Source organism: Haemophilus parainfluenzae, from assembly GCF_900638025.1.
Lineage (GTDB): Bacteria > Pseudomonadota > Gammaproteobacteria > Enterobacterales > Pasteurellaceae > Haemophilus_D > Haemophilus_D parainfluenzae_J.
This window is the reverse complement of record NZ_LR134481.1, coordinates 556073-580207: the sequence shown is the minus strand read 5'-3', so window position 1 is coordinate 580207 and position 24135 is coordinate 556073. Positions and strand designations below refer to the sequence as shown.

The 24135-nt window shown below is 39.5% G+C and carries 21 protein-coding genes; 14 read left to right on the top strand and 7 right to left on the bottom strand.

Annotated elements, in window-relative coordinates; genetic code table 11:
* Positions 1 to 69 precede the first annotated feature (69 nt).
* Entirely contained in the window at positions 70 to 1593 is a 1524-nt protein-coding gene (locus EL215_RS02865) for a YfcC family protein (RefSeq protein WP_126470075.1), read from the top strand.
* 54 nt (positions 1594 to 1647) lie between these two features.
* Here EL215_RS02865 and EL215_RS02860 read toward each other — a convergent pair whose 3' ends face one another.
* From EL215_RS02860 to ansB, 3 genes are all read right to left on the bottom strand, one after another.
* Entirely contained in the window at positions 1648 to 2283 is a 636-nt protein-coding gene (locus EL215_RS02860; protein ID WP_126470073.1) for a hypothetical protein, read from the bottom strand.
* 116 nt (positions 2284 to 2399) lie between these two features.
* Positions 2400 to 3722, bottom strand: a complete 1323-nt coding sequence (locus tag EL215_RS02855; protein ID WP_049355634.1) for an anaerobic C4-dicarboxylate transporter — start codon at positions 3720 to 3722, stop codon at positions 2400 to 2402.
* Between the two features lie 155 nt (positions 3723 to 3877).
* Positions 3878 to 4927, bottom strand: a complete 1050-nt coding sequence (gene ansB, locus EL215_RS02850; RefSeq protein WP_126470071.1) for an L-asparaginase 2 — start codon at positions 4925 to 4927, stop codon at positions 3878 to 3880.
* A gap of 248 nt (positions 4928 to 5175) precedes the next feature.
* Here ansB and EL215_RS02845 point away from each other — a divergent pair, with 248 nt between their 5' ends.
* Genes EL215_RS02845 through EL215_RS02825 form a run of 5 tightly spaced genes read left to right on the top strand, consistent with a single transcriptional unit; the run spans position 5176 to position 8837 of the window.
* Positions 5176 to 5622 (top strand): rhodanese-like domain-containing protein, encoded by a 447-nt coding sequence (locus EL215_RS02845; protein WP_049355632.1) that lies wholly within the window; start codon positions 5176 to 5178, stop codon positions 5620 to 5622.
* Between the two features lie 9 nt (positions 5623 to 5631).
* Entirely contained in the window at positions 5632 to 6141 is a 510-nt protein-coding gene (gene secB, locus EL215_RS02840; RefSeq protein ID WP_049355631.1) for a protein-export chaperone SecB, read from the top strand.
* A 55-nt stretch (positions 6142 to 6196) separates the two neighbouring features.
* Positions 6197 to 7204 (top strand): NAD(P)H-dependent glycerol-3-phosphate dehydrogenase, encoded by a 1008-nt coding sequence (gene gpsA, locus EL215_RS02835; RefSeq protein WP_126470069.1) that lies wholly within the window; start codon positions 6197 to 6199, stop codon positions 7202 to 7204.
* A 9-nt stretch (positions 7205 to 7213) separates the two neighbouring features.
* Positions 7214 to 8011: a serine O-acetyltransferase gene (gene cysE / locus EL215_RS02830; protein ID WP_049355629.1), complete on the top strand. Its 798-nt coding sequence runs from the start codon at positions 7214 to 7216 to the stop codon at positions 8009 to 8011.
* Between the two features lie 10 nt (positions 8012 to 8021).
* On the top strand, positions 8022 to 8837 hold the full coding sequence (locus tag EL215_RS02825) for a shikimate 5-dehydrogenase (protein ID WP_049355628.1): 816 nt from the start codon (positions 8022 to 8024) through the stop codon (positions 8835 to 8837).
* A gap of 46 nt (positions 8838 to 8883) precedes the next feature.
* Here EL215_RS02825 and EL215_RS02820 read toward each other — a convergent pair whose 3' ends face one another.
* The 3 genes from EL215_RS02820 to EL215_RS02810 form a co-directional block, all read right to left on the bottom strand.
* A complete protein-coding gene (locus tag EL215_RS02820; RefSeq protein WP_049355627.1) occupies positions 8884 to 10236 on the bottom strand; it encodes an MFS transporter in 1353 nt (450 codons plus the stop codon).
* A 200-nt stretch (positions 10237 to 10436) separates the two neighbouring features.
* Positions 10437 to 11195, bottom strand: coding sequence for a uridine phosphorylase (gene udp, locus EL215_RS02815; protein ID WP_049355626.1), 759 nt, complete (start codon positions 11193 to 11195; stop codon positions 10437 to 10439).
* A 49-nt stretch (positions 11196 to 11244) separates the two neighbouring features.
* Positions 11245 to 12744, bottom strand: coding sequence for a helicase HerA-like C-terminal domain-containing protein (locus tag EL215_RS02810; protein ID WP_049355625.1), 1500 nt, complete (start codon positions 12742 to 12744; stop codon positions 11245 to 11247).
* A gap of 123 nt (positions 12745 to 12867) precedes the next feature.
* Between EL215_RS02810 and EL215_RS02805 the strand changes: the two genes are divergently transcribed.
* From EL215_RS02805 to ppx, 8 genes are all read left to right on the top strand, one after another.
* The gene (locus tag EL215_RS02805) at positions 12868 to 13533 is read left to right on the top strand and encodes an MOSC domain-containing protein (RefSeq protein ID WP_126470067.1); all 666 of its coding nucleotides are present in this window, start codon (positions 12868 to 12870) and stop codon (positions 13531 to 13533) included.
* Between the two features lies 1 nt (position 13534).
* Positions 13535 to 14008, top strand: coding sequence for a YchJ family protein (locus EL215_RS02800; RefSeq protein WP_126470065.1), 474 nt, complete (start codon positions 13535 to 13537; stop codon positions 14006 to 14008).
* Positions 14008 to 14832: a virulence factor BrkB family protein gene (locus tag EL215_RS02795; RefSeq protein ID WP_126470063.1), complete on the top strand. Its 825-nt coding sequence runs from the start codon at positions 14008 to 14010 to the stop codon at positions 14830 to 14832. The genes EL215_RS02800 and EL215_RS02795 overlap by 1 nt, the downstream gene beginning before the upstream one ends.
* Complete coding sequence (gene dtd, locus EL215_RS02790; RefSeq protein ID WP_126470061.1) at positions 14829 to 15263, top strand: D-aminoacyl-tRNA deacylase; 435 nt, start codon at positions 14829 to 14831, stop codon at positions 15261 to 15263. The genes EL215_RS02795 and dtd overlap by 4 nt, the downstream gene beginning before the upstream one ends.
* On the top strand, positions 15260 to 16315 hold the full coding sequence (gene citC, locus EL215_RS02785) for a [citrate (pro-3S)-lyase] ligase (protein ID WP_126470059.1): 1056 nt from the start codon (positions 15260 to 15262) through the stop codon (positions 16313 to 16315). Before dtd ends, citC begins: the two co-directional genes overlap by 4 nt.
* A 131-nt stretch (positions 16316 to 16446) precedes the next feature.
* Positions 16447 to 18183 carry an autotransporter assembly complex protein TamA gene (locus EL215_RS02780; RefSeq protein ID WP_126470057.1) on the top strand — a complete coding sequence of 579 codons (1737 nt, stop codon included), beginning with the start codon at positions 16447 to 16449 and terminating at the stop codon, positions 18181 to 18183.
* 3 nt (positions 18184 to 18186) lie between these two features.
* A complete protein-coding gene (locus EL215_RS02775) occupies positions 18187 to 22086 on the top strand; it encodes an autotransporter assembly complex protein TamB (protein ID WP_420026298.1) in 3900 nt (1299 codons plus the stop codon).
* An 8-nt stretch (positions 22087 to 22094) separates the two neighbouring features.
* Positions 22095 to 23639, top strand: coding sequence for an exopolyphosphatase (ppx, locus tag EL215_RS02770; protein WP_126470053.1), 1545 nt, complete (start codon positions 22095 to 22097; stop codon positions 23637 to 23639).
* A gap of 22 nt (positions 23640 to 23661) precedes the next feature.
* On the opposite strand, the gene EL215_RS02765 is transcribed toward ppx, so the two are convergent.
* Positions 23662 to 24027 (bottom strand): hypothetical protein, encoded by a 366-nt coding sequence (locus tag EL215_RS02765; protein ID WP_126470051.1) that lies wholly within the window; start codon positions 24025 to 24027, stop codon positions 23662 to 23664.
* Positions 24028 to 24135 lie beyond the last annotated feature (108 nt).

The window sequence follows — 24135 nt, the reverse complement described above, 5'->3', positions numbered from 1 at the left end:
TTGAGGTTCTTTTTATGTAGAATACGCGCTCGGCTTATCCACTAATCCGAACACTAGGAGTTCTCCATAATGGAAACATCAAAGAAAAAGATGAAGTTCCCTTCTGCATTTAGCATTCTCTTTATTATTCTTCTTATTGCTATTGGTCTTACTTGGCTTATTCCCTCAGGGTCCTACTCTAAACTTTCCTACGACAACACCGAACATCATTTTATTGTCAAAACCCACGGAATTCCCGATCAAAGCTATCCAGCAACAGAACAAACGCTTAATCAACTCAATATCAAAATTCAACTTTCTCATTTCACCAACGGCATTATCAAAAAGCCGATTGCTATCCCCGATACCTATCAACGCATTGAACAACACGAAAAAGGCATTACAGATATGATTCACGCCATGGTGGATGGCACCATTGAAGTCGCGGATATTATGATTTTTATCTTCATACTCGGTGGAATGATTGGTGTGATAAACAAAACAGGAGCATTCAATGCCGGATTAATGTCTCTCACCAAAAAAACGAAAGGAAATGAATTCTCCGTTGTCTTTGCTGTCTGTGTGTTAATGCTGTTAGGCGGTACGGCTTGTGGCATTGAGGAAGAAGCAGTAGCCTTCTACCCAATTCTTGTTCCTGTCTTTTTAGCCTTAGGCTATGATTCCATTGTCTGTGTTGGTGCCATATTCCTCGCCGCCTCAATGGGAACGGCATTCTCTACAATCAATCCCTTCTCCGTTGTCATTGCCTCAAATGCTGCGGGTATTCCATTCACGGAAGGAATGGGATTTCGTACATTGGGACTTATTCTTGGTGGTGCGTGTGTGATTGCTTACATGTATTGGTATTGTAAAAAACTGCGTGCCAATCCTGAATTTTCTTATACGTATGACGATCGCCAAGCCTTCTATGATCTCTATATGAAAGATATCGATCCCAATGCAACCGTTGAATTTACCTTTAGAAGAAAACTGATTCTGATTCTATTTAGTGGCGCCTTTCCTCTCATGGTATGGGGTGTTATGTTTGGGGGCTGGTGGTTTCCTCAAATGGCGGCTTCCTTCCTAGCCATAACCATTATTATTATGTTCATCAGCGGATTGCCTGAAAAAGATGTCGTAAATGGGTTTACTCATGGTGCCTCTGAATTAGTCGGCGTCGCATTGATTATCGGACTCGCTCGAGCAGTCAATATCATTCTGGAACAAGGAATGATTTCAGACACGATTCTCGATTATATGACACATCTTGTCGGTGGAATGAATGGTGGCGTCTTTATTATTGGTCAGCTCTTGGTCTTCATTTTCTTAGGGTTAGTTGTACCTTCATCTTCAGGTCTTGCCGTACTCGCCATGCCAATTATGGCTCCGCTGGCTGATACCGTTGGCATCCCGAGAGACATTGTTGTATCGGCTTACAACTGGGGACAATATATTATGTTGTTCCTCGCACCGACAGGATTAGTCCTTGTCACGCTACAAATGCTTGGTATTCCATTCAACAAATGGTTGAAATTTGTCATGCCGATCGTAGGCTGTCAGTTTGTTATCTCATCGATACTTCTTCTCGTTCAAGTATTTATGTATGCACAATAAGCTATAAAATAAAAAGCCACGCAATCTTTCGTGGCTTCTTTTTCTCATCTGATGTTATTTAACAAACTCATCAAACTCTAACTCATAATCATCACCATCTCTGGTGTATTTGATATAACGTGGAAATTGTTCACCTGAGAATTTCTTCACCATAATATCCTTATTACCTGTTTTAAATGAATAAGTGATTTCCGTCACAGTTTGCTTATTATATTGGATCTGTTTTTCTACTTTCTTCACATTCACATTTTCCATTGGGTAAAGTTTTTTACCATTTGTAATTTGGAAGCTGGTTGGCAATTTATCGTAATAACTCAACTGAAATGCCATGGTGAATAAATCAAAAGTTGGTAATTTTAACGGCTCGGTTTCTAATCCATTTTTCACTTTACCGTATTCAATTATTGTTGGCGAAATTTTAGAAATAGCATAAGACTTACCATTACGTACATCTTGATAATTCACCATTTTAAATTGGCTCGAAGTTTGTGAACCACGAGAAGTAAACACAATGTTGTACAACGGAATATTAATTTTCGCATTGACTGAATATTGTGAACCATCAGCCTTAAAATGCACATAAGCGGGCATTAAATAATTTGAGCTGTATTTAATATTGTAATCCGCCGCAGACCATGCTGTTGGCACATAAGCAATTAATGCAGCAAAAAGGATTTTAAATAATTTCATTGGTTTTCCTTATAAAAATAGAATACTTATTAGAACAAAATCTGATTAATAAGTTTCATAAAAAAATAAAAAACGGTGCATAAAACAATATGCACCGTTTTAGCTAGCTATAAATTTTATAATAAAACATTTGCAAGTAATAAACCAATAACTAGACTAAAGACCATACTTAATAGCCCTGGTAACATAAAACTATGATTGAAAATATATTTACCAATTTTAGTTGTACCCGTTGTATCAAAATCAATTGACGCAATAATAGGACCATAATTAGGCACAAAGAAGTAACCATTTACTGCAACAAATACCCCAATTAAGACAGGCGCAGGAATACCTAATGCAATACCAAGTGGGAATAATGTTGCTACTGTTGCGCCTTGGCTATTAACTAAAACAGATAACACGAATAGCGCTAAAGCAAATGTCCATGGTGCAGTTTCCACTAAGCCTTTCACCATTTCTTTTACTTCTACCATATGTGCCTGCATCAACGTATCACCTAACCAAGCAATACCAAAAATGGCTATAACGGCACGCATGCCCGCATGGAATACGGAACCTTTAGTTATTTCTGTGCCATCCGGTTTACAAGTAAAGATAATTAATGCCCCAATAGATAGCATAATGATTTCAATCGTATGAGCCATCCCCATCGGTTTACCATCAAATACTGGACGTAAAGAAGGCACTGCACCCATTAACACAACGAGTAAAGCACCACATAAGAATAAGGAAAGAGAGATTTTAGCTGTTTTACTCACTTCAAATTCGTTTGTATCGGTTGTTGAATTGAATGCATCAGCATATTTCGGATCTTTTAAGCGACGTTGATATTCTGGATCATCTTTAAGTTCTTTCCCTATTTTGTTAACAAAGATACAAGCTAAGAAAAGACCTAAAATAGTCGCTGGAATAGTAATCATCAACACATCACCAAGATGAATACCTTGAGGTTCAAGATAAGCAACGACTGCCACCACTGCTGCAGCAATAGGACTTGCAACAATTGCAAACTGAGAAGCAATCACAGCCATTGAAAGTGGACGTTCAGGACGGATGCCATTTTGACGGCTGACTTCCGCAATAACCGGTAAAACAGAATAAGCAACATGACCAGTACCCGCCAAAAATGTAAATAACCACGTCACGGCTGGCGCAATAAAAGTAATATGTTTAGGATTACGACGTAAAATTTTAGTCGCAATTTTAATCATATAATTTAAACCACCCGCAGCTTGCATTGCAGCTGCCGCTGAAACTACAGCCATAATCATAAACATCACATCAATTGGTAAGCCTGCGGGTTTTAAACCAAAACCGAACGAGAGAATGGCCAGTCCTAAACCACCAAATACTCCTAAACCAATACCTCCGACGCGAGCGCCCACTAAAATACACAATAGCACAATGGCAAATTGCAATAAAAACATTGCAGACATACTGACCCCCTAAGTCAATAAAAAATCGTTGTCATATAATAAAACGTACGTAAATATAACAATAAATAGGTACGCATTCCATAATTTAGATCAAAAAATTTCAATATCTTGCATAGAAATGTGCAATTATTTTCCACACATTTTATGTTGCTAAATTAGAAATCTTCAAAATATTGCTGAATCACTTTTGGATCTTTAGTCTTCGTTAAAGCAAGTTGCAACAACACCCTCGCTTTTTGCGGATTTAACGTACCAGCAGCAACAAAACCATATTTAGAATCATCTACTTCAGCATCACGTGTTGTATAACCGGTGGGCACACGGGAAGAACGTACCACTGCAACACCATCTTTCGCCGCTTTTTCTAAACGTTTTAAGTGTGCGGCATTCACGTTACCATTACCTACACCCGCTGAAACAATACCTTGATAGCCTGCATCCAATAATGAATTTAACGGTTCAATTGGTGCATTAGAATAAGCATAAACAATGCCAACTTGCGGTAAACTGTCTAATTTATCTATGTTAAACGGTGTGTTTACGGTATGTTTACTTTCAGGCGAACGCTCGTAATCCACTTTGCTATTGTGAATATAGCCTAGCGTGCCATAGTTTGGTGAATGAAACGTCTGTACAGCAGTGGTGCTCATTTTAGTTACATCTCGCGCCCCTAATACTTCATCATTCATCGCTACTAATACGCCGCGGCCAGCTGATTTTTTATCAGATGCCACCACGACAGCATTATAAAGATTTAATGGACCATCCGCACTTTTTTCTGTTGCTGGACGCATCGCACCGACCAACACGATCGGTTTTTCACATTTCGCAGTCAGATCAAGAAAATAAGCGGTTTCTTCCATCGTATCTGTACCATGAGTAATCACAAAACCATCGGTGTCTTTACATTGTGTATTAATCGCTTTAGCTAATTTCAACCACACCTCATCACTCATATCCTGTGAACCAATTTTTACAATTTGCTCACCTTTTACATTGGCTAGCTGCTTAATTTCAGGCACTGCATCAATTAATGCCTCAATATTGAGTTGTCCTGCTTTATAAGTAGAAGAAACTGCAGTTTCACCACTTCCGGCAATGGTGCCGCCTGTCGCTAAAATTGTAATATTAGGTAATTCTGCTGCTTGTGCTACAGAAAAACCTAATCCAACCATCATAAGTGCGGTTAATTTTTTGAATTTCATTTTATTCCCCTTGAACTAACTCATTAAAGTATCGGCATTCTCTACCTAATTAGGTAGAGAATAAATACCAAGATAACCTATTTATGATCCCGATCACATTTTTAGCCATATGATTGTATAAGCTTTCGCCACCCCTGCGTTTACTTGAGAATTTTTTTGAAAGATAACCAAAGTACGGTTATACTTAAATCTTTATTTCATCTGAAGATAAACTCTTATTCATTATCAAAAATTAAGTTGAGAACAACATGCAAGAATTTATGCCTCAAGCAATTGAATTTGCTCAAAAACACACTTTTTTAACAATCGCATGGTTTGCTGTCCTTTTTATGACACTTTTCACCTTTTTTAAAAGTGCAACACAAAAATATCGCGTCATCACTAATCCAGAAGCCGTTCGCTTAATAAACGACGAAGAGGCGGTTGTGATTGACTTACGTCCTATCGATGAATTCCGAGGTGGTCATATTATTAACAGTGTAAACTTGCTTCCGACAGAAATTAAAAATCAAAATGTAGGAAAAATTGAACATTACAAAGGAAAGCCCGTTATCATTGTGGATATCAACGGTGTTTCTTCTTCCACATCTGCAGAGCTTTTAACCAAACAAGGCTTTGAAAAAGTCTATGTATTAAAAGACGGTTTAACGGCTTGGTCTGGTGCAAATTTACCATTAGTAAAAAAACATAAGTAAGGATCCTCTATGTCTGAACAAAATCAACAACCTGAAGTAGCCTCTGAAGAACAACAAGAAGCCGTACTTCAAATTCAACGTATTTATGTAAAAGATGTTTCTTTTGAAGCACCAAATCTTCCTCATATTTTCCACCAAGAATGGAAACCAAAACTTGGCTTTGATTTAAGCACTGAAGCCGTTCAAGTGGGCGAAGATTTATACGAAGTAACGTTAAACATCAACGTAGAAACGACCATGGAAGATTCTGGTGATGTAGCGTTTATTTGTGAAGTGAAACAATCTGGTGTATTTACAATCAGCGGTTTAGAAGATGTTCAAATGGCGCACTGCTTAACATCTCAATGCCCAAATATGCTTTTCCCTTATGCGCGCGAACTAATTTCTAACTTAGTCAACCGCGGAACATTCCCAGCATTAAACCTTTCTCCGGTAAACTTCGATGCGTTATTCATTGAATACATGAATAAGCAGCAAGCTGCAGCCGAAGTAGAAGAAAATCCAGAAACCCAACATTAATTTTGATAAGGGCAGGCGATATGGTCTGCCCTTTTATTTTTTTAAGGTGATTGAAATGAATACATCCCAATCTCCAATTACTATTCTTGGTTGCGGTTCTTATGGAACAGCACTCGCTATCTCATTTTCTCGTAATGGTTCGCCAACCTATCTTTGGGGGCACAATCCCGATCATATTCATCAAATGCAACAGGAACGTCAAAATCGTCGCTTTCTGCCTGATATTAAATTTCCTGAAAGTTTGTATTTAGAATTAGATTTGAAAACTGCCCTTGAGCAATCGAAAGACATTTTAATTGTGGTACCAAGTCACGCTTTCGGCGAAATTCTCTTAAAAATTCGACCGCACTTAAAACCTGATCATCGTTTAATTTGGGCTACCAAAGGATTAGAACGCAACACCGGCCGATTACTACAAGAAGTAGTGGAAGAAACCTTAGGTAAAGCAATTCCGACAGCGGTGCTTTCAGGTCCTACTTTTGCGAAAGAATTGGCTCAAGGTTTGCCAACGGCGATTACCCTTGCCTCTAGTCATGAAAAGTTTGCCTTAGAATTACAAGCGCGAATTCATTGCAGTCAGCATTTTCGGGTATATGTAAATCAAGATATAATCGGCGTTCAATTAGGTGGTGCCATTAAAAACGTGATTGCGATAGGGGCGGGTATTTCGGATGGTATGGGATTTGGTGCCAATGCGAGAACCGCATTGATTACCCGTGGTATTGCGGAAATTACTCGCTTGGGCGTAGCAATGGGCGCAAATGCACAAACCTTTATGGGTATGTCTGGTTTAGGAGATTTAGTGCTCACTTGTACCGATAACCAATCCCGTAACCGTCGATTTGGTTTAATGCTTGGTAAAGGTACCGATAGCCAACAAGCTATGGATGAAATTGGTCAAGTCGTGGAAGGGTTTTATAACACCAAAGAAACTTATTTATTAGCACAACGACAAGGCGTAGAAATGCCAATTACAGAGCAAATTTACCAAATGCTCTTTTGTGGTAAAAGTGCACAAGACGTCGCATTAAGCTTATTGGGTCGTGCACGAAAAGGCGAATAAGGAGAAAAAATGACACTAGAAGTATGGCAACACATTCGCCAAGAGGCAAAAGAACTAGCAGAATGCGAGCCTATGCTCGCAAGCTTTTTCCATTCCACCATTTTAAAGCATCAAAATCTCGGCAGCGCTTTGAGTTATTTGCTTGCGAATAAACTGGCTAACCCTATCATGCCAGCAATTTCGCTGCGTGAAATTATTGAAGAAGCCTATCAAGCCGAGCCTAATATCATTGATTGTGCTGCTTGTGATATTAAAGCTGTGCGCCACCGCGATCCCGCTGTGGAATTGTGGTCTACCCCATTGCTTTATCTAAAAGGTTTTCACGCCATTCAAAGCTATCGTATTACCCATTATTTGTGGAATCAAAATCGAAAAGCACTCGCACTTTATTTACAAAATCAGATTTCCGTAGCTTTCGATGTGGATATTCACCCTGCGGCTAAAATTGGGCACGGCATTATGTTTGACCACGCTACCGGTATTGTCGTCGGCGAAACTTCAGTGATTGAAAATGATGTGTCTATCTTGCAAGGTGTCACACTTGGCGGTACAGGTAAAGAATCAGGCGATCGCCATCCAAAAGTACGAGAAGGCGTAATGATTGGGGCGGGAGCGAAAATTCTCGGTAATATCGAAGTGGGCAAATATGCCAAAATAGGCGCCAACTCTGTCGTACTTCAACCCGTGCCTGAATGTGCTACTGCTGCGGGTGTACCCGCACGAATTATCGGTAAAGATAAAGATGCTAAACCTGCTTTTGAAATGAATCAATATTTTACTGCTGATGATATGAATTTAAATATCTAAGGATATCCGAATGATAAATAAAGACACCCTGCTTTGCATGTCTCTTTCTGGCAGACCAGGTAATTTTGGTACCACATTTCATAATTATCTCTATCAAAAACTAGGACTTAATTTTATCTACAAAGCCTTTACCACTACAGATATTGAAAATGCGATCAAAGGCATTCGTGCACTTGGTATTCGAGGTTGTGCGGTTTCAATGCCTTTTAAAGAAAGCTGCATGCCATTTTTAGATGAAATATCCCCTTCTGCACAAGCCATTCAGTCTGTGAATACTATTGTGAATGAGCAAGGCTTTCTTCGTGCTTACAATACCGATTATATTGCGATTGTTAAACTTATCCAAGAATATCAATTAGATAAAAATAGTCGCGTGATTGTACGAGGCAGTGGCGGTATGGCGAAAGCGGTTGTCGCAGCCTTTAAAAACAGTGGATTTGAGCATCTGAAAATTTTTGCTCGAAATGAAAAAACAGGTAAAAATTTAGCCGCACTTTATGGCTATGAATATACCTCATCTTTAGATAATCAATCGGCAGACATTTTAGTCAACGTTACGCCAATTGGGATGAAGGATGGAAAAGAAGAATTTGATCTCGCCTTTCCTGAAAATCTTATTCAACAAGCTCAAACCGCTTTTGATGTGGTGGCGATTCCTGCTGAAACACCGTTTATCCAATTTGCTCAACAGCAAGGTAAACAAACCATTTCTGGTGCAGAAGTGATTGTGCTACAAGCTGTCGAACAATTTGAGCGCTACACTGGGGTTCGACCTGATGACCAATTAATCGCTGAAGCGGCTGCTTTTGCAAGGGCAAATAGTTAAGGCTCACTAAAAAAGGCGTTTTAATTCAAAACGCCTTTTTTATTTATTATGTATTAAGAATTTTTTGCAAGCCACGGTGAGATAAATAGCAGAAAATAAAACACATCACCGCACCACACATGATGGTATAGAATCCACTACTCCAACCAAATTTATCTACAACAAAACCAAACAATGTTGTACCGAATGTAGAACCAACAATATAACTCATAAATCCACGTAACCCTACTGCAGATCCTAATGCAAAACTAGGAATAACTTCCATTGCTTGTACTGCAACCATGGATTGAGGAATATAGACCAAACAGCCAACGATTGCAGAGAATAAAATAATGGCAAAAATGGATTCTGAGTTCATGTAACCAAATACACAGAAGAAAACAATTGTCATACAAATCATTGGTAAATACATAATTTTTCCACGGAAAAATTTATCAATTAACCATCCGGCAATGAGCGTCGATGGAATAGCTGCCCATTCAAAAATCATAAATGCAGCGCCCATATCTGTTTTAGTAAGGCCTTTTTCTTTAAGAAGATAAAGTGGAATCCAAGTTAACATACCAAAACGAACCATGTAGGTGAAAATATCAACACCAACAAGATACCAAGAATTAGGGTTTTTAACGACAAATTGATAAAAAATTTGGAATGCAGTCATGTTTTCTGGTTTTTCAGATAAATGACCTTTTAATTTTGTATTAACCGTTTCTTCGTTATACATTTCCTCAACAGTTGGTAGTTCTTCTTCAGCAGGACGGCGTTTTACAAAAAATAACACAAGGAAAACACCTATTAAGGCAATGATACTTGGTACAACATAAGTCGAGATTTCCCATTGTTCAGAACCGAGATAAGCAAGGCTAGCACCTACAATAGGCGCAACAATACCACCACCTAAATTATGTGATACATTCCAGGTTGTACTTGCGCGCCCACGCTGACTACGTGGATACCAATACCCAACGGTAATAATTGAAGGACCGACCCCCATCCCCTGGAATACCCCTAATAAAATGACTAATCCTACGAATAAATAGAAGCTTGTTGAGAACCCCATCATAATATTAATAAGAATACAAAGAAGAAGCCCTAAAGCCATAAAGTAGCGAGGGTTCGCTTTATCTGCTAAGATACTCATTGCACCTTTGCTACACCCGTACGTAATAAGTAAAGATGAGGTGAGCAAACCAATTTGCGTCTTAGAAAGTTCTAGTTTTTCTGCTAAATAGGGAGTGGATAATACGAAGTTATTACGGACTATGTAGTAACACATATAACCAATAAAAACACCGATCAGAGAATGAAGCTGATATTTTAAATATTTACTTTTAATTTCGGTTGAATAACGACTATTCATACCATTCATTCTTGATGAAAGATTTGTTGTACTGCTCATAATGAATCCTTTCTAGTAAAAATACGGTTTAAAATTTTAATGGAAAAGGAAAGTGTATTTTGTGACGTGCATCACATTTTTGTAGCATTTTGAGAAAAAATTGAATATTGAGATAAAATTTTTTTTAGAATCGAGCAGAATTCATTTGTTTTTATATGATGAAAAAATAAAGGCGTTTTTATTAAAACGCCTTTTACATATTACGCTAACAATTTTCTTGCTGCTTCCACCACGACAGATATTGCTTTATCTTCCGTATCTTTCATGGTCGCTTCATTTGGAATTTCTTGTTGTGTACGATTCACAATCACACCTGCTACCATACCAGCTCGTAAGCCAAGGGCATTACACATCGTAAATAATGTGGCTGATTCCATCTCATAGTTCATCACATTGAGATCTTGCCATTGTTTTAATAAGCCTTGGTAGTCACGATATACTTTACCACTGTAAGTATCATAACGTTCCTGACCTGGATAGAAGGTATCAGAAGACGCGGTAATCCCTACAAATGGCTCAATACCTTTTTCTTTAGCCGCATTGAAAAGTGCCGTGGTACATTCAAAATTTGCTACCGCTGGATATTCAATTGGGGCAAAATGACGGCTTGCACCATCAAGACGAACAGCACCCGTTGTAACAAGAACATCACCTACATTGATATGTGGTTGAATTGCGCCTGTTGTACCGATACGTAAGAATGTACGCACACCAAGCTGAGCCAGCTCTTCCACACAGATAGACGTAGAAGGGCCGCCAATACCGGTTGAACATACGACTACCGGTTGACCATTTAAATAGCCTAACCAAGAAGTGTATTCACGTGTGCTTGCAAGAAACTCTGGGTTCTCAAGCTTTTTAGCAATACGTTCACTACGCGCAGGATCACCCGGCACGATAGCTAATGTGGCACCTTTCAGTTGTGCTTTAGTTAGGTTTAAGTGAAATACATCAGACATAACAATCTCCTTTTTATCATTCTTGCCGCAAAGTGCGGTCAAATTTTCGTTATTTTTTCAATGCACCTAGAATACCACGCATGATTTGTTTGGTCACTTCATTACGAATATTGCGACCAACTGATTTTGCCACGCTATTCACAATTTGTTCTGTCGGAGAAAGTTTGTCCCCGCGTTTTTGTGTTCCAAAAATCATACGGCTTAAGCTACCAAATAAACCGCTTTCTTCCTCTTGCTGAGCTTGCTCGGCTTGTTTTTGTTGCACTGCGGCTAAATCCGCTTGAGCATTTAATACCTCGAAAGCTGACTCATTATCCACGTAATCTTTATAGAAGGCATAAAGCTCATCGTCTTTCACCCAAGTAGCTCGCTCTTCTTCAGTAATAGGGGCAAGTTGGCTTTTAGGTGGGTACACGTAAGCCACTTCAACTGGCGTTGGCATACCTTTTTCATCTAAAAATGAAATCAATGCTTGACCCACACCTAAAGTTGAAATGGTTTCCACCACATTAACAGCTGGATTTGAACGGAACGTTTCTGCTGCAGATTTCACCGCTTTTTGATCACGTGGTGTAAAAGCACGTAACGCATGTTGTACGCGGTTACCTAATTGGCCTAACACGGTATCCGGTAAATCTAATGGATTTTGGGTCACAAAATAAATCCCCACGCCCTTAGAACGGATCAAGCGAACCACTTGTTCCACTTTGTCCACCAACACACTCGGTGCGCCATCAAAGAGTAAGTGTGCTTCATCAAAGAACATCACAAATTTTGGTTTATCCGGATCGCCGACTTCTGGTAATTGTTCAAATAATTCAGACATCAACCAAAGCAAGAACGCACTATACATTCTTGGGGAATTAATTAATTTTTCAGAATTTAAAACATTGATCACACCACGACCATCACGGGTTTGTAACCAATCTTCAAGATTTAATGCCGGCTCACCAAAAAGATTGGTCGCCCCTTCATTTTCAAGGGTCAGTAAAGCACGTTGAATCGCGCCCACACTCGCGGCTGAAACATTACCATATTCTACTTGGAAGGTTTTTGCATTCTCTGCCACAAATTTAAGCATGGCGCGTAAATCTTTTAAGTCAATGAGTAGCAAACCTTTATCATCTGCCACACGGAATACGAGGTTTAATAAGCCTTCTTGGGTCGCGTTTAAATTCAATAAACGGGAAAGCAGTAATGGTCCCATTTCAGAAATTGTGGTGCGAAGTGGGATGCCTGTTTCACCGAATACATCCCAAAATGACACAGGATAGCCATTTAAATAACTCTCTCCACCTAAATCAAATTGCTCAATACGTTCTGCCACTTTGCCACTGAATGTGCCCGCTTTCACTAAACCGGACAAATCGCCTTTTACGTCTACCAAAAAGACTGGCACACCATCATCACTGAACGCCTCTGCCATTTTACGTAGTGTGACAGTTTTCCCCGTCCCTGTAGCACCGGCGATCAAGCCATGGCGGTTTGCCATTTTTGCAGTAATACCAAAGGTTTGACCTTGTTCGGTACGCGCGAGAGAATATTGCATAAAGATTCCTTTGCTTTGTTGGTTTTATTTAAGAGGAATGATAAGGAAAAAACGAAGTGCGGTCAAAATTTAAGTAATTTTACGGTATAATTTCTCAAAACTAATTAAAAGCGGGAAAAATAGATGTCAAACGCCAACATTCTTATTATCAAAACAGGACAAATAGAAACTTTAACGTTTCCTGATGGCAGCTCATATGAAAGTGCTATCCGTAAAAAACCGGTACCGATGGTAAAAGTGCACACGCTGGGTGCAGAAGGTAACGATGTAGGTTTAAAAGCCCATCACGGTGGTGTTGATAAAGCCTTATTTTTTATGTCTGATGTGTCTTTCCCTGCTTTAAACGCGCTACTTGGTGAAAAGTTTGATTTTCACGGTAGTGCGATTTATGGTGAAAACTTTGTGGTATCCGGCTTACATGAAGATAATGTCTGTGTGGGCGATCGCTACAAAATTGGCACCACGCTTTTAGAAGTCTCACAACCACGTAAACCTTGCGAACGTTTATCTCACAATACCAAAAATGATCATGCAAGAGAGGTGATTCGTCAGTCAGGTTGGACAGGTTGGTATGTTCGTGTAATCGAGGAAGGAGAAATCCATCAAGGCGATGAACTCGTCTTGCAACATCGTCCTTATCCTGAATGGACAATTCGTCGCTTAAATACGTTACTTTCTGCCCCTTCAAGCAATGCAGAATTAGAGGAAGCTTTAGCCCTTGAGGAACTAGCGGCGGCATTTAAACGTTCTATTCATTCACAATTACGTAATTTACAAAAGGCAGCCTAAAATGTCGGCTAAAACGACCGCACTTTGTCCGTGCCAATCTTCGCTTTCTTACGAAGATTGTTGCGGACGCTTTCACTTAGACAATCTGTTTCCAGAAACAGCGGAACAACTTATGCGTTCCCGCTATTCCGCGTTTGTGCTCAAAAATATTCCTTATATTGTGCAAACCACTGTGCCAAGCCAACAAACCTTATTAGATGAAAAAGCTCTGCAAGATTGGGCTGATGAAACGCAATGGCTCGGTTTAGATATTGTCAAAGCCGAAACCTTAACCAAAACACAAAGTGCGGTTGAATTTAAAGCACATTTTCAAGGCAACGAACAGCCGCAAGTGCATCACGAATATTCTCTTTTTGTAAAAATTGATGGTCGTTGGTATTTTGTTGATCCCACTGTACCGCTCCCAAGCAATAAACAGCCTTGTGTTTGTGGCTCAGGGAAGAAATTTAAACATTGTTGCGGAGGCTTGCTCTAATGACCTTAACGTCTTTTTTCGCATTATTCTGGCAGCGTTCTCAAGAAAATAAATTAACGCAAGCTGCCGGTTCACTCACCTACAGCACCATGCTCGCTATCGTGCCATTAATTATGGTGGTGTTTTCAATTTTCTCTGCTTTTCCCGTTTTTAACGAAGTCACTGGTGCCTTGAAAGAATTCATCTTCACCAATTTCGCTCCTTCCGCGAGTGATGTTGTGGGACAATATATTGATGAATTCGTCCGTAACTCCAAGCAAATGAGTGCCGTGGGGATTGTGAGTTTGATTTTAGTGGCATTGATGCTCATTAACTCCATCGACCGAACACTCAATGGTATTTGGCAAGACACTAGTAATCGCCCGATTTTTACGTCATTTGCTATTTATTGGCTCATTTTAACGCTCGGCCCGCTTTTAATCGGTACGAGCATTGCGGCAAGTTCCTATGTTAAAGCCATGTTCGAGCAATCTGAAACGCTCTCTTTTGGCTTAAAACTCCTCAGCTTTGTGCCATTTCTTTCTACTTGGTTCATTTTCACGCTCATTTATATGGTCGTGCCAAATAAGAAAGTGAGCATCAAACATTCTGCAGCAGGCGCATTAATTGCGGCGATTTTCTTTACCTTAGGGAAACAAGCCTTTACTTGGTACATCACCACCTTCCCGTCTTATCAATTAATTTATGGTGCCATGGCGACACTGCCAATCATGTTATTGTGGATTCAAATCAGCTGGACAGTAGTGTTATTAGGTGCGCAATTAGCCGCAGTGCTTGCAGAAGTGCGGTCAACGAATCAAACAAATTTAGAGGAAGTAAAATGATTGCATTAATCCAGCGTGTAACACAGGCTAAAGTGGAAGTTGAAGGTCAAATTGTGGGGCAAATCGGCAAGGGATTATTGGTTTTATTAGGCGTAGAAAAAGAAGATGACCGAGCCAAGGCGGATAAACTTGCCGAGAAAGTATTAAATTACCGTATTTTCAGCGATGAAAATGACAAAATGAATTTAAATGTGCAACAAATCGGTGGTGAAGTGCTTGTAGTATCACAATTCACCCTAGCCGCAGACACGCAAAAAGGCTTACGACCAAGTTTCTCAAAAGGTGCCGCACCAGCATTGGCTAACGAATTGTATGAGTATTTTTCACAAAAATGTGCAGAAAAAGTCACTGTTGCCAACGGACAATTTGCGGCTGATATGCAAGTGAGCCTCACCAATGATGGTCCTGTTACTTTTTGGTTAAACATATGAACTATAGTATTGGAAAAATCTTGCCAACGGATACCGCAAGCCTTTCGGCCATTGATCAGCTATTAATTGATGAAGGTATTCGTCGAGATAGACACTTAGATTATACTTGTGCCATGTTTGATGATGAAATGAACATTATCGCCACTGGCAGCTGCTATAACAATACTCTCCGCTGCCTTACTGTTTCTCATGAGCATCAAGGTGAAGGGTTAATGAACCAAATCGTAACCCACTTAATCAATATACAAATGGAACAAGGTAATAATCACCTTTTCCTTTATACTAAATATTGTTCAGCAAAGTTTTTTTCTAGTCTTGGATTTCAAGAGATTGTGCGCATCCCAAATCAAATTGTTTTTATGGAAAATAAACGGAATGGTTTTCAACATTATCTCACCAAACTACAAAGTGCCATAAAAAAAACACAAAGTTTATCGCCTAAAATAGCAGCACTTGTCATGAACTGTAATCCTTTTACTTTAGGACATCAATATCTTATTGAAAAAGCAGCGGCTGAAAATGATTTAGTCCACCTCTTTATGCTAAGCGAAGATTGCAGTTTTTTTCCTTACGAGGTACGCAAAAAATTAATTCAAGTGGGAATAGCTCATTTATCGAATGTCGTTTTACATGACAGTGATTCCTATATTATTAGTCAAGCTACTTTCCCAAGCTATTTTCAAAAGGATGAAGATGCAGTTATTCAAAGCCACATTGCTATTGATTTACAAATCTTTACTCGCATTGCCGCAACACTTGGCATTCAACGTCGCTACGTGGGAGATGAACCTTTTAGCCATGTCACACAAATTTATAACCAAGCCATGCAGCAAAAACTGCCTGAGCATGGCATAGAATGTATTATTGTTAATCGCAAAACAATAGATGGGCGAGCAATTAGTGCCTCTAATGTACGTCAAGCTATTCAACAAAAAAATTGGCGTCTCATTAAATCTCTCGTGCCACAAAGCACATTTGATTTTTTAATGAGCGACAAAGCAACGCCCATTATTAAGAAAATTCAACAATCCAAAGAAGTCACACATTATTGAATCTTAATACTGTAAATAGTATCACGTCTAAAATTCTTTTATCGTTCACAATTGCATTGGTAATCCTGTTATTTTATCGGTAAACTAAGGCATCTATTTAAAATTTTATTAATAGTTTAGCTACCAGTAGAATGAAAAAAATATCATTAAAAATAACCGCACTTTTGCTTGGATGGATGAGTTTTTCAACCTTTGCAGAACAAACCGTGGATATTGAGATCCGCGGAATCAAGGGTGAACGTGCCATTCGTAATACGGATATGAATGTCAAACTCATTGATAAAGATGAAATGGATGGCTCAGATCGTTATAAACAATTAGTTTCAGATGCTGTCGATAAAGGGCTTCGAGTCTTTGGTTATTATGGTTCTTCCGTGACCTTTGAATTGAAAAAACGCAAAGGTCAGCGAGATTTGCTCATTGCTAATGTCACTCCAGGTGAGCCAAGCAAAATTGCTGGAACAGACGTTGAAATTACAGGTGAAGCCGCAGAAGACGAAAACTTCACAGCACTCCGTAAAAACTTACCCAAAAAAGGCGAGTTAGTTGAGCATCAAAAATACAATACTTATAAAAGTAGCATTTCAAACCTTGCCCTTGCTCGAGGTTATCTTGACGGAAAATTCCTAATTTCTCGCTTAGAAATCAGCCCAGAAACTCATGAAGCATGGTGGCGTATGCTATTTGATAGTGGCGTTCGTTATCATTACGGCAACATCACATTCAACCATTCCCAAATTCGCGAAGACTATCTGCACAATATGCTCAACATTAAATCGGGCGAGCCTTATTTAGTCAGCGATTTATCTGAATTAACTAACGATTTTTCTTCTACCAACTGGTTTAGCTCAGTACTTTTACAGCCTCATGTCCGCGAAGAAGAAAAATTAGTCGATATTGAAATGTTACTTTATCCACGCAAGAAAAATGCAGTGGAATTGGGTGTAGGTTTTGCCACTGATACAGGTCCTCACGTCCAAGTCGGTTGGACAAAACCTTGGATGAATAGCCGAGGACATAGTTTACGCACGAACCTTTATGTGTCTTCACCCAAACAAACCTTTGAAGCCACTTATAAAATACCGCTATTGAAAAATCCATTACACCATTACTATGAGTTTTCAACAGGTTATGAAAGAGAAAATAAAAACGATACAGATACGAAAGCACTTACCTTTGCGGCACTACGTTACTGGAATAACCGTAAAAACTGGCAATATTTTGCGGGTCTTCGTGTCCGTTACGACAGCTTTACACAAGCAGACTTTGCTGATAAAACCTTTTTGTTTTATCCAACGGGAGGCTTTAGTCGCACCCGTTTAAAAGGTGGGCAATTTCCGACTTGGGGAGATTCCCAAAAAATTACGGTGGATTTAGGCAATCGGGCATGGATATCTGATATTAATTTCTTTAAAGTACAAGCCTCTACAGCATGGATTAGAACCTACGCGGATAATCATCGCTTCATTACACGTGCGGAGATCGGCTATTTAAATACAGCAGATATTCGTCAAATTCCACCAGCATTACGCTTCTTTGCGGGGGGGGATCGTAGCGTGCGAGGCTATGGTTATAAGAAAATTTCACCTAGAAATCACGATGGAAAATTAGTGGGTGGATCACATCTGTTAGCGGGCAGCCTTGAATATCAATATCAGGTTTACCCTAATTGGTGGAGTGCGGTATTTGCCGATTCTGGCTTAGCAGCTAACTCTTATAAAGCAACCGAATTACGCCACGGTGCAGGTGTTGGTGTACGTTGGGCATCGCCAGTAGGAGCGATTAAGTTTGATATCGCCACACCAATTCGAGATAAAGATAACAGCAAAAATATTCAATTTTATATCGGCTTAGGGGCTGAAATTTAGGGTATGACTATGTCTGAACAAGAAAAACAACCAGATAACCAAAACACACAACCCATCAAAAAGAAAAAGACCTACCGTAAAATTTTATGTGTCGGAAGTGCGGTCATTTTTGTTCCTGTTTTAGGCTTAGTCACAGCACTTTTTTTTGACAGTGGACAACGTGCACTTATTCAACTCGCCGATAAAATGCTCGATAGCTTGTCTATTGAACAAGTCAGCGGTGGGTTACAAGATGGTTTGGTCTTAGAGAATTTACGTTTTCAAACAACCAGCGTAGATGTGTCTCTCCCTAAAGCGCGCTTACAACTGAATTTAGCTCATTTACTTTCAGGTGATATTATTGTTGATGATCTCAGCTTAACGCAGCCTAAAATCGTCATTGATACCAGTGTTATGCCGCCTTCTGAAGAGAAACAGACTGAAAGTGGTCCAATGGAAAAAATCCATTTCCCGGTTTCTGTACAAGTGAAAAATGTGGCAGTCACTGACTTTGATATGAAACTCGATCAAAGTAATATTACCTTTTCGTCATTTCAAAGTGCGGTCAGTTTAAACAATGAATCTGGCCTTACCCTTGAGCCTACCACGATTTCAGACGTGCTTTTCTCAACGGTCACCCAAACTCAAGCAAATCCCCCTCAGCCGGAGAAAAAAGAACCGGCTAAACCCGTTGATTGGGCGCAAATTGAGCAAAAACTCACTCCCGCTTTTTTAGGTAATTTAAATGCGGTGAACTTGCCTTTTGATATGCACATTCCAAGTGTTTTGGGTACAAACTGGCAATATCAATCACTCAATGAAAAAGGTGAAGAAACCCAAAAAATCACTGTGCCTAAAGTAGAATTGCAAGCGGATGCCACCGATCATTTAGTGAAATTACAAAAGCTTGAAATTGATAGCTCTCTCGGTACACTTTCTAGCCAAGGGCAACTCCAGCTCAATGAGGATTTTCCAGTTGATCTCACATTAAAATCTGATCTCCAAGCATTTAAATCAAAAGACAAAACCATTCTGCCTGCTAGCAAAGTTGATCTCAATGTATCGGGTTCATTGAAAAAAACAACCGCACTTTCATTAACCACACAAGGCGTACTTGATGCGACCTTAACCGGTAATGTGAAACTGGCTGAAGATAAAATGCCATTAAATCTGCAGTTAAAAGCGAAAAAAGGTCAATACGCTTTTGCAGATAGCCTCGCACCGCTCAAAATTAACGATGTTGATATCAACCTTTCCGGTGACTTATTGAATTATCACCTTAAAACGCTTGGAGAAATAGAAGGATTGAATCATATTCCTCCTACAAAAATTGACTTAAATGCAGATGGTAAGCTGTATGAAATCAAAATTAACGAACTAAATTTAAATAATCCTGAAGGTTCGGCTCATTTTTCAGGTTCATCAAACTGGCAAGATCGGGTGCAATGGGATATTTCTGCCAATTTTCAGGAAATGAATCTTAAGCCTTATGTTCCAGATATCCCAGCAGTATTATCAGGGAAAATTCATTCACAAGGTCACATTGGGGTGGCCAATTGGAAAGTAGAAGTACCTACTGTAGATTTAGTTGGTCGTCTTTCTTCTCGACCATTGAGCTTGAAAGGTCGTCTCTTGTTGAGTGATGACGCTTTACTGAATATTCCAAATTTACAATTAAACTATGGTAATAATCACCTCACAGCTAAAGGTATATTGGGTGAAGAATCTGATTTAAACTTGGATATCAATGCACCTGATTTACGTGGTCTATGGCAAGATTTAGCGGGTTCCGTCGTTGGCAAAGCCCAGATTTTAGGTAAGCTTACGGCACCAACCATTAATACCGATTTAACGGTGCAAGGCTTACATTTCCAAGGGTTAGACTTATCCAAAGCCTTAATTAAAGGTAATGTTGTCAGTGAACCGCAAGTGAAAGGTAAACTTAACGTCAAAGCGGAAAACTTCCGCTATGGCGATAGCATCAAATTATATAATATTGATTTGAATGCATCAGGTGATGAGAAACATCATACCCTTACCTTAAAATCAAAAGGTGAACCTGTTGCAGCTAATTTACAAATCACCGGCAATTTTGACCGCACTTCTCAGCAATGGAAAGGAAATTTAAGTCAGGTACATTTAAACTCACCCATCGGCGATTTTAAAGTGAATCAAACTATTCCGGTGACCTATGACAACAAAAAAATCCAAGCCACCATCGGATCACACTGCTGGGTTAACCAAGATTTAGATTTGTGTTTTCCACAACAATTTACGGCAGGGAAAAACGGCGAAGTCCCTTTTGAGCTGAAACGTATTAATTTAGATGTAGTGAATAAATTGATGGGACAAAACATGCTCAAAGGTCAATTACAAAGCCGAGGTAAAGTAGCGTGGTTCAGTGATAAACCGTTACAACTACATGTAGCAGTAGAAGGTAATAACATTGGTGTGGCGCAAAAATTAGACTACCGCACCTTTAAGCTAGATATTCCTAAATTAAGCGTGAATGCCAATATTCAAAATAACAATTTAACCCTGAAATCAAACATTAATATTCAAAATCAAGGTCGAATCGGTACGGACTTAAAAATTAATGATTTAAGTAAAGGTCGACAATTAGGCGGCACCTTTACTATTGAAGGTTTACGTTTATCTTTAGCGAATCAACTTCTCTCTAGCGGTGAAAGCATGGATGGTGAAGTGGTTTCTCGCTTAAGTTTTGGTGGCAATTTAGAAAAACCATTGCTAAACGGTTATTTTGATCTTCGCCATGTCAAAACAAAACTAAAAAGCCTACCTTTTGATGTGACTGATGGACAAGTGGCAATCCGCTTTAATGGTACGTCTTCAACCTTAAATGGTCATGTTCAAACACCAGATAGCAAACTTAATATTAACGGGCGAGCTAACTGGGCTAACATGAATAACTGGACGGCAGAAGTTAGAGCGCAAGCGGATAATTTCAAAGTCGATATTCCGTCTATGGCGAAATTAAAAGTCAGTCCGAATGTGGTTGTCAAAGCGTCACCTAAACACTTGGATTTAAGTGGAAACGTGGATATCCCATGGGCAAGAATTGCTATTGAAAGCTTACCGGACAATGCTGAGCCAGTAAGTGAAGATGAAGTTATTTTAAATGGCCCAAGAAAAAGTAAAGAAGAACTCATCAATCGCCAATTTGTTTCAGAAACCAAATCCGGTATGCAAATTCAATCTGACTTAAAAATTAAAATCGGTGATGATGTGCATTTAAATGCCTATGGTTTAAAAACGAATTTGGATGGTTTACTTTCTGTGAAACAGGATAAAGGTAAGCTAGGATTATTCGGTCAAATTAACCTGAAAAATGGTCGTTATGCTTCTTTTGGACAGGATTTATTAATTCGTAAAGGACAAATTAGCTTCGCGGGTTTACCTTCACAACCGATGTTAAATATTGAAGCGATTCGTAACCCAGAAGCTATGGAAGACAGTAAAGTGACCGCAGGGGTAAAAGTGATTGGTATAGCATCTAGCCCACAAGTCACCGTCTTCTCTGATCCTGCAAAATCACAAGATCAGGCACTCTCTTACTTATTAACTGGTCGTTCATTAGAAAACAGTGGTGAAGCGGGATCTGGTGGTTCTGTGGGAGCGGCATTACTTGGCTTAGGTTTAGCGAAAAGTGGTAAAGTCGTCGGCGGTATTGGCGAAGCCTTTGGTATTCAAGACTTAAACTTAGGCACTGCCGGTGTTGGTGATAGCTCTAAAGTACAAGTTAGTGGTAATATTGGTAAACGCTTACAAGTGAAATACGGCGTAGGATTGTTTGATGGCTTGGCGGAAGTGACTTTACGTTATCGCTTAATGCCGCAGCTTTATTTCCAATCGGTTTCTAGCACAAACCAAGTTTTTGATTTATTGTATCAATTTGAATTTTAGGAAAGAACATGCATAATGACAAGCAACTGGCTCAACTCGCAGAACCTCATCACCGAGGTGAGGCCAGGGAGATTGCCGCCATTGATTTAGGCTCAAACAGCTTCCACATGATTGTGGCACGCATTATCAATGGCTCAATTCAGGTGCTTTCTCGTTTAAAACAAAAAGTGAGACTTGCCGATGGCTTAGACGAGCACAATGTATTAAGCCAAGAAGCCATTGAGCGCGGTGTAAATTGCCTTGCACTTTTTGCTGAACGCTTACAAGGCTTTGCGCCAGAAGATGTGAATGTCGTCGGAACTTATACCTTACGAAGAGCGGTCAATAATGATGAATTTTTACGCCAGGCTGCCACTGTCTTTCCCTATCCCATTAATATCATCAGCGGTCAAACTGAAGCTAAAACTATTTATGCGGGTGTTTGCCACACTCAACCCGAAAACGGACGTAAACTGGTCATTGATATTGGTGGTGGCTCGACCGAAATGATCATCGGTGATGATTTCACCCCCTTAGTGGCGGAAAGTCGTCACATGGGCTGTGTGAGCTTTGCCAAAAAATTCTTTCCGAATGGAGAAATTTCAAAAGAAAACTTCGAGCAAGCTCGCCAAAGTGCGGTCAATAAAATTGAAGATTTAAGCTGGGAATACCGCAAACTTGGGTGGCAATCTGTACTCGGCTCATCTGGCACGATCAAAACCGTGTACCAAGTGATTACTGCAACCCTTGATCCAAACGGTATCATCACCGCTGAACGCTTACAAAATTTAATTGAACGAACCTTACAAGCTTCCCATTTTGAAGAGCTCAATATTGCGGGACTAAACTCTGATCGTGTGGATATCTTTGTGCCAGGCTTGACCATTTTAAGTGCTGTTTTTGACGTTTTTAGCTTAGAAAATATGCGCTACTCTGACGGTGCTTTGCGAGAAGGAGTGATTTACAGCTTAGAAAAAAACTTCCAAGTTTCAGATATCCGTACGCGTACCGCATTAGGACTTGCCGAACAATTTAACTTAGATTTAGCGCAAGCCGATCGCGTAGCAAATAGTGCAAAAACCTTAATTAACCAATACACCCATTGGCAAAAACCGTATCTTGCTGATGAAATGAAAAATCTACTGATTTGGGCAGCACGCTTATTAGAAGTCGGTATTGTCATTAATCATCGCAATGTACAAAAACATTCCGCTTATATTCTGCAAAATATGGAATTACCCGGTTTTGATCGTGAGCAGCAACGCTTATTGGTGAATTTAGTTCGTTATCATACGGGTGCATTTAAAAAGAATGATTTACCAATTTTTGCTCGTTATGCAGATGAAGATGTCCTTGTTTTACTGCTTCTTTTACGCATTTCGGTGATTTTAAATAAATCCCGCCAAGCGACAGATAGCACGGATAAAATTAATCTTAGAATTGACCGCTCTTTACAAACTTGCGAACTGACCTTTGAGAAACATTATCTGGATAACAATCCGTTAGTGTGGAATGAATTGCGCTTAGAAAGCAATTTACTCAAAGATTTAGAACTCAGTTTGATTTTTAACTGATAGAATAAGGGCTTTCATGCCCTTATTTTTTATCTTGCTCCAGCAGCAAGCTATAAATATTGGCGAGATAATAGCTCTGTTCGGCTTCAGGGATGTCTTGCGGAATAAAAGAAAGCAAATCGAGGTGAATTTCTAAAACATCAGGGAAAATAACCGCACTTTGCATTTCATCATAAAAGGATTGATGGAGCGGAGAAACGCAACCGCCTCGTTTTAAGCGAGCAAGGCTGTTGGCAATATGCAATAAGAGTGTGATGACAGTCGGAATGGACACATCAATGCGCCAATGATGCTCTAAGCGACTTTGCAAAGTCAGAATAATATCAATAACTTCCTGATCAATCTGACCGCGAATTTTCCAACGGGTTAATTGTTTGGGTAACGACATAACATTCCTTTTTAAGATAGGATAACTTTACCGCTATTTCATAAAATTACCAGTGCACAGATCACAAAATTGAAACAAAGTGAAAAAATTTACGAACTAGGAAAGCAA

Bases quoted from the DNA above. Each gene is read 5' to 3' on its own strand.
- EL215_RS02820 (WP_049355627.1), bottom strand. From the start codon at position 10,236: ATGAGCAGTACAACAAATCTTTCATCAAGAATGAATGGTATGAATAGT.
- dtd (WP_126470061.1), top strand. From the start codon at position 14,829: ATGATTGCATTAATCCAGCGTGTAACACAGGCTAAAGTGGAAGTTGAA.
- EL215_RS02825 (WP_049355628.1), top strand. From the start codon at position 8,022: ATGATAAATAAAGACACCCTGCTTTGCATGTCTCTTTCTGGCAGACCA.
- EL215_RS02765 (WP_126470051.1), bottom strand. From the start codon at position 24,027: ATGTCGTTACCCAAACAATTAACCCGTTGGAAAATTCGCGGTCAGATT.
- EL215_RS02855 (WP_049355634.1), bottom strand. From the start codon at position 3,722: ATGTCTGCAATGTTTTTATTGCAATTTGCCATTGTGCTATTGTGTATT.
- EL215_RS02860 (WP_126470073.1), bottom strand. From the start codon at position 2,283: ATGAAATTATTTAAAATCCTTTTTGCTGCATTAATTGCTTATGTGCCA.
- EL215_RS02775 (WP_420026298.1), top strand. From the start codon at position 18,187: ATGACTATGTCTGAACAAGAAAAACAACCAGATAACCAAAACACACAA.
- EL215_RS02810 (WP_049355625.1), bottom strand. From the start codon at position 12,744: ATGCAATATTCTCTCGCGCGTACCGAACAAGGTCAAACCTTTGGTATT.
- EL215_RS02845 (WP_049355632.1), top strand. From the start codon at position 5,176: ATGCAAGAATTTATGCCTCAAGCAATTGAATTTGCTCAAAAACACACT.
- EL215_RS02795 (WP_126470063.1), top strand. From the start codon at position 14,008: ATGACCTTAACGTCTTTTTTCGCATTATTCTGGCAGCGTTCTCAAGAA.
- EL215_RS02805 (WP_126470067.1), top strand. From the start codon at position 12,868: ATGTCAAACGCCAACATTCTTATTATCAAAACAGGACAAATAGAAACT.
- gpsA (WP_126470069.1), top strand. From the start codon at position 6,197: ATGAATACATCCCAATCTCCAATTACTATTCTTGGTTGCGGTTCTTAT.
- citC (WP_126470059.1), top strand. From the start codon at position 15,260: ATGAACTATAGTATTGGAAAAATCTTGCCAACGGATACCGCAAGCCTT.
- EL215_RS02780 (WP_126470057.1), top strand. From the start codon at position 16,447: ATGAAAAAAATATCATTAAAAATAACCGCACTTTTGCTTGGATGGATG.
- EL215_RS02800 (WP_126470065.1), top strand. From the start codon at position 13,535: ATGTCGGCTAAAACGACCGCACTTTGTCCGTGCCAATCTTCGCTTTCT.
- EL215_RS02865 (WP_126470075.1), top strand. From the start codon at position 70: ATGGAAACATCAAAGAAAAAGATGAAGTTCCCTTCTGCATTTAGCATT.
- ppx (WP_126470053.1), top strand. From the start codon at position 22,095: ATGCATAATGACAAGCAACTGGCTCAACTCGCAGAACCTCATCACCGA.
- udp (WP_049355626.1), bottom strand. From the start codon at position 11,195: ATGTCTGATGTATTTCACTTAAACCTAACTAAAGCACAACTGAAAGGT.
- ansB (WP_126470071.1), bottom strand. From the start codon at position 4,927: ATGAAATTCAAAAAATTAACCGCACTTATGATGGTTGGATTAGGTTTT.
- cysE (WP_049355629.1), top strand. From the start codon at position 7,214: ATGACACTAGAAGTATGGCAACACATTCGCCAAGAGGCAAAAGAACTA.
- secB (WP_049355631.1), top strand. From the start codon at position 5,632: ATGTCTGAACAAAATCAACAACCTGAAGTAGCCTCTGAAGAACAACAA.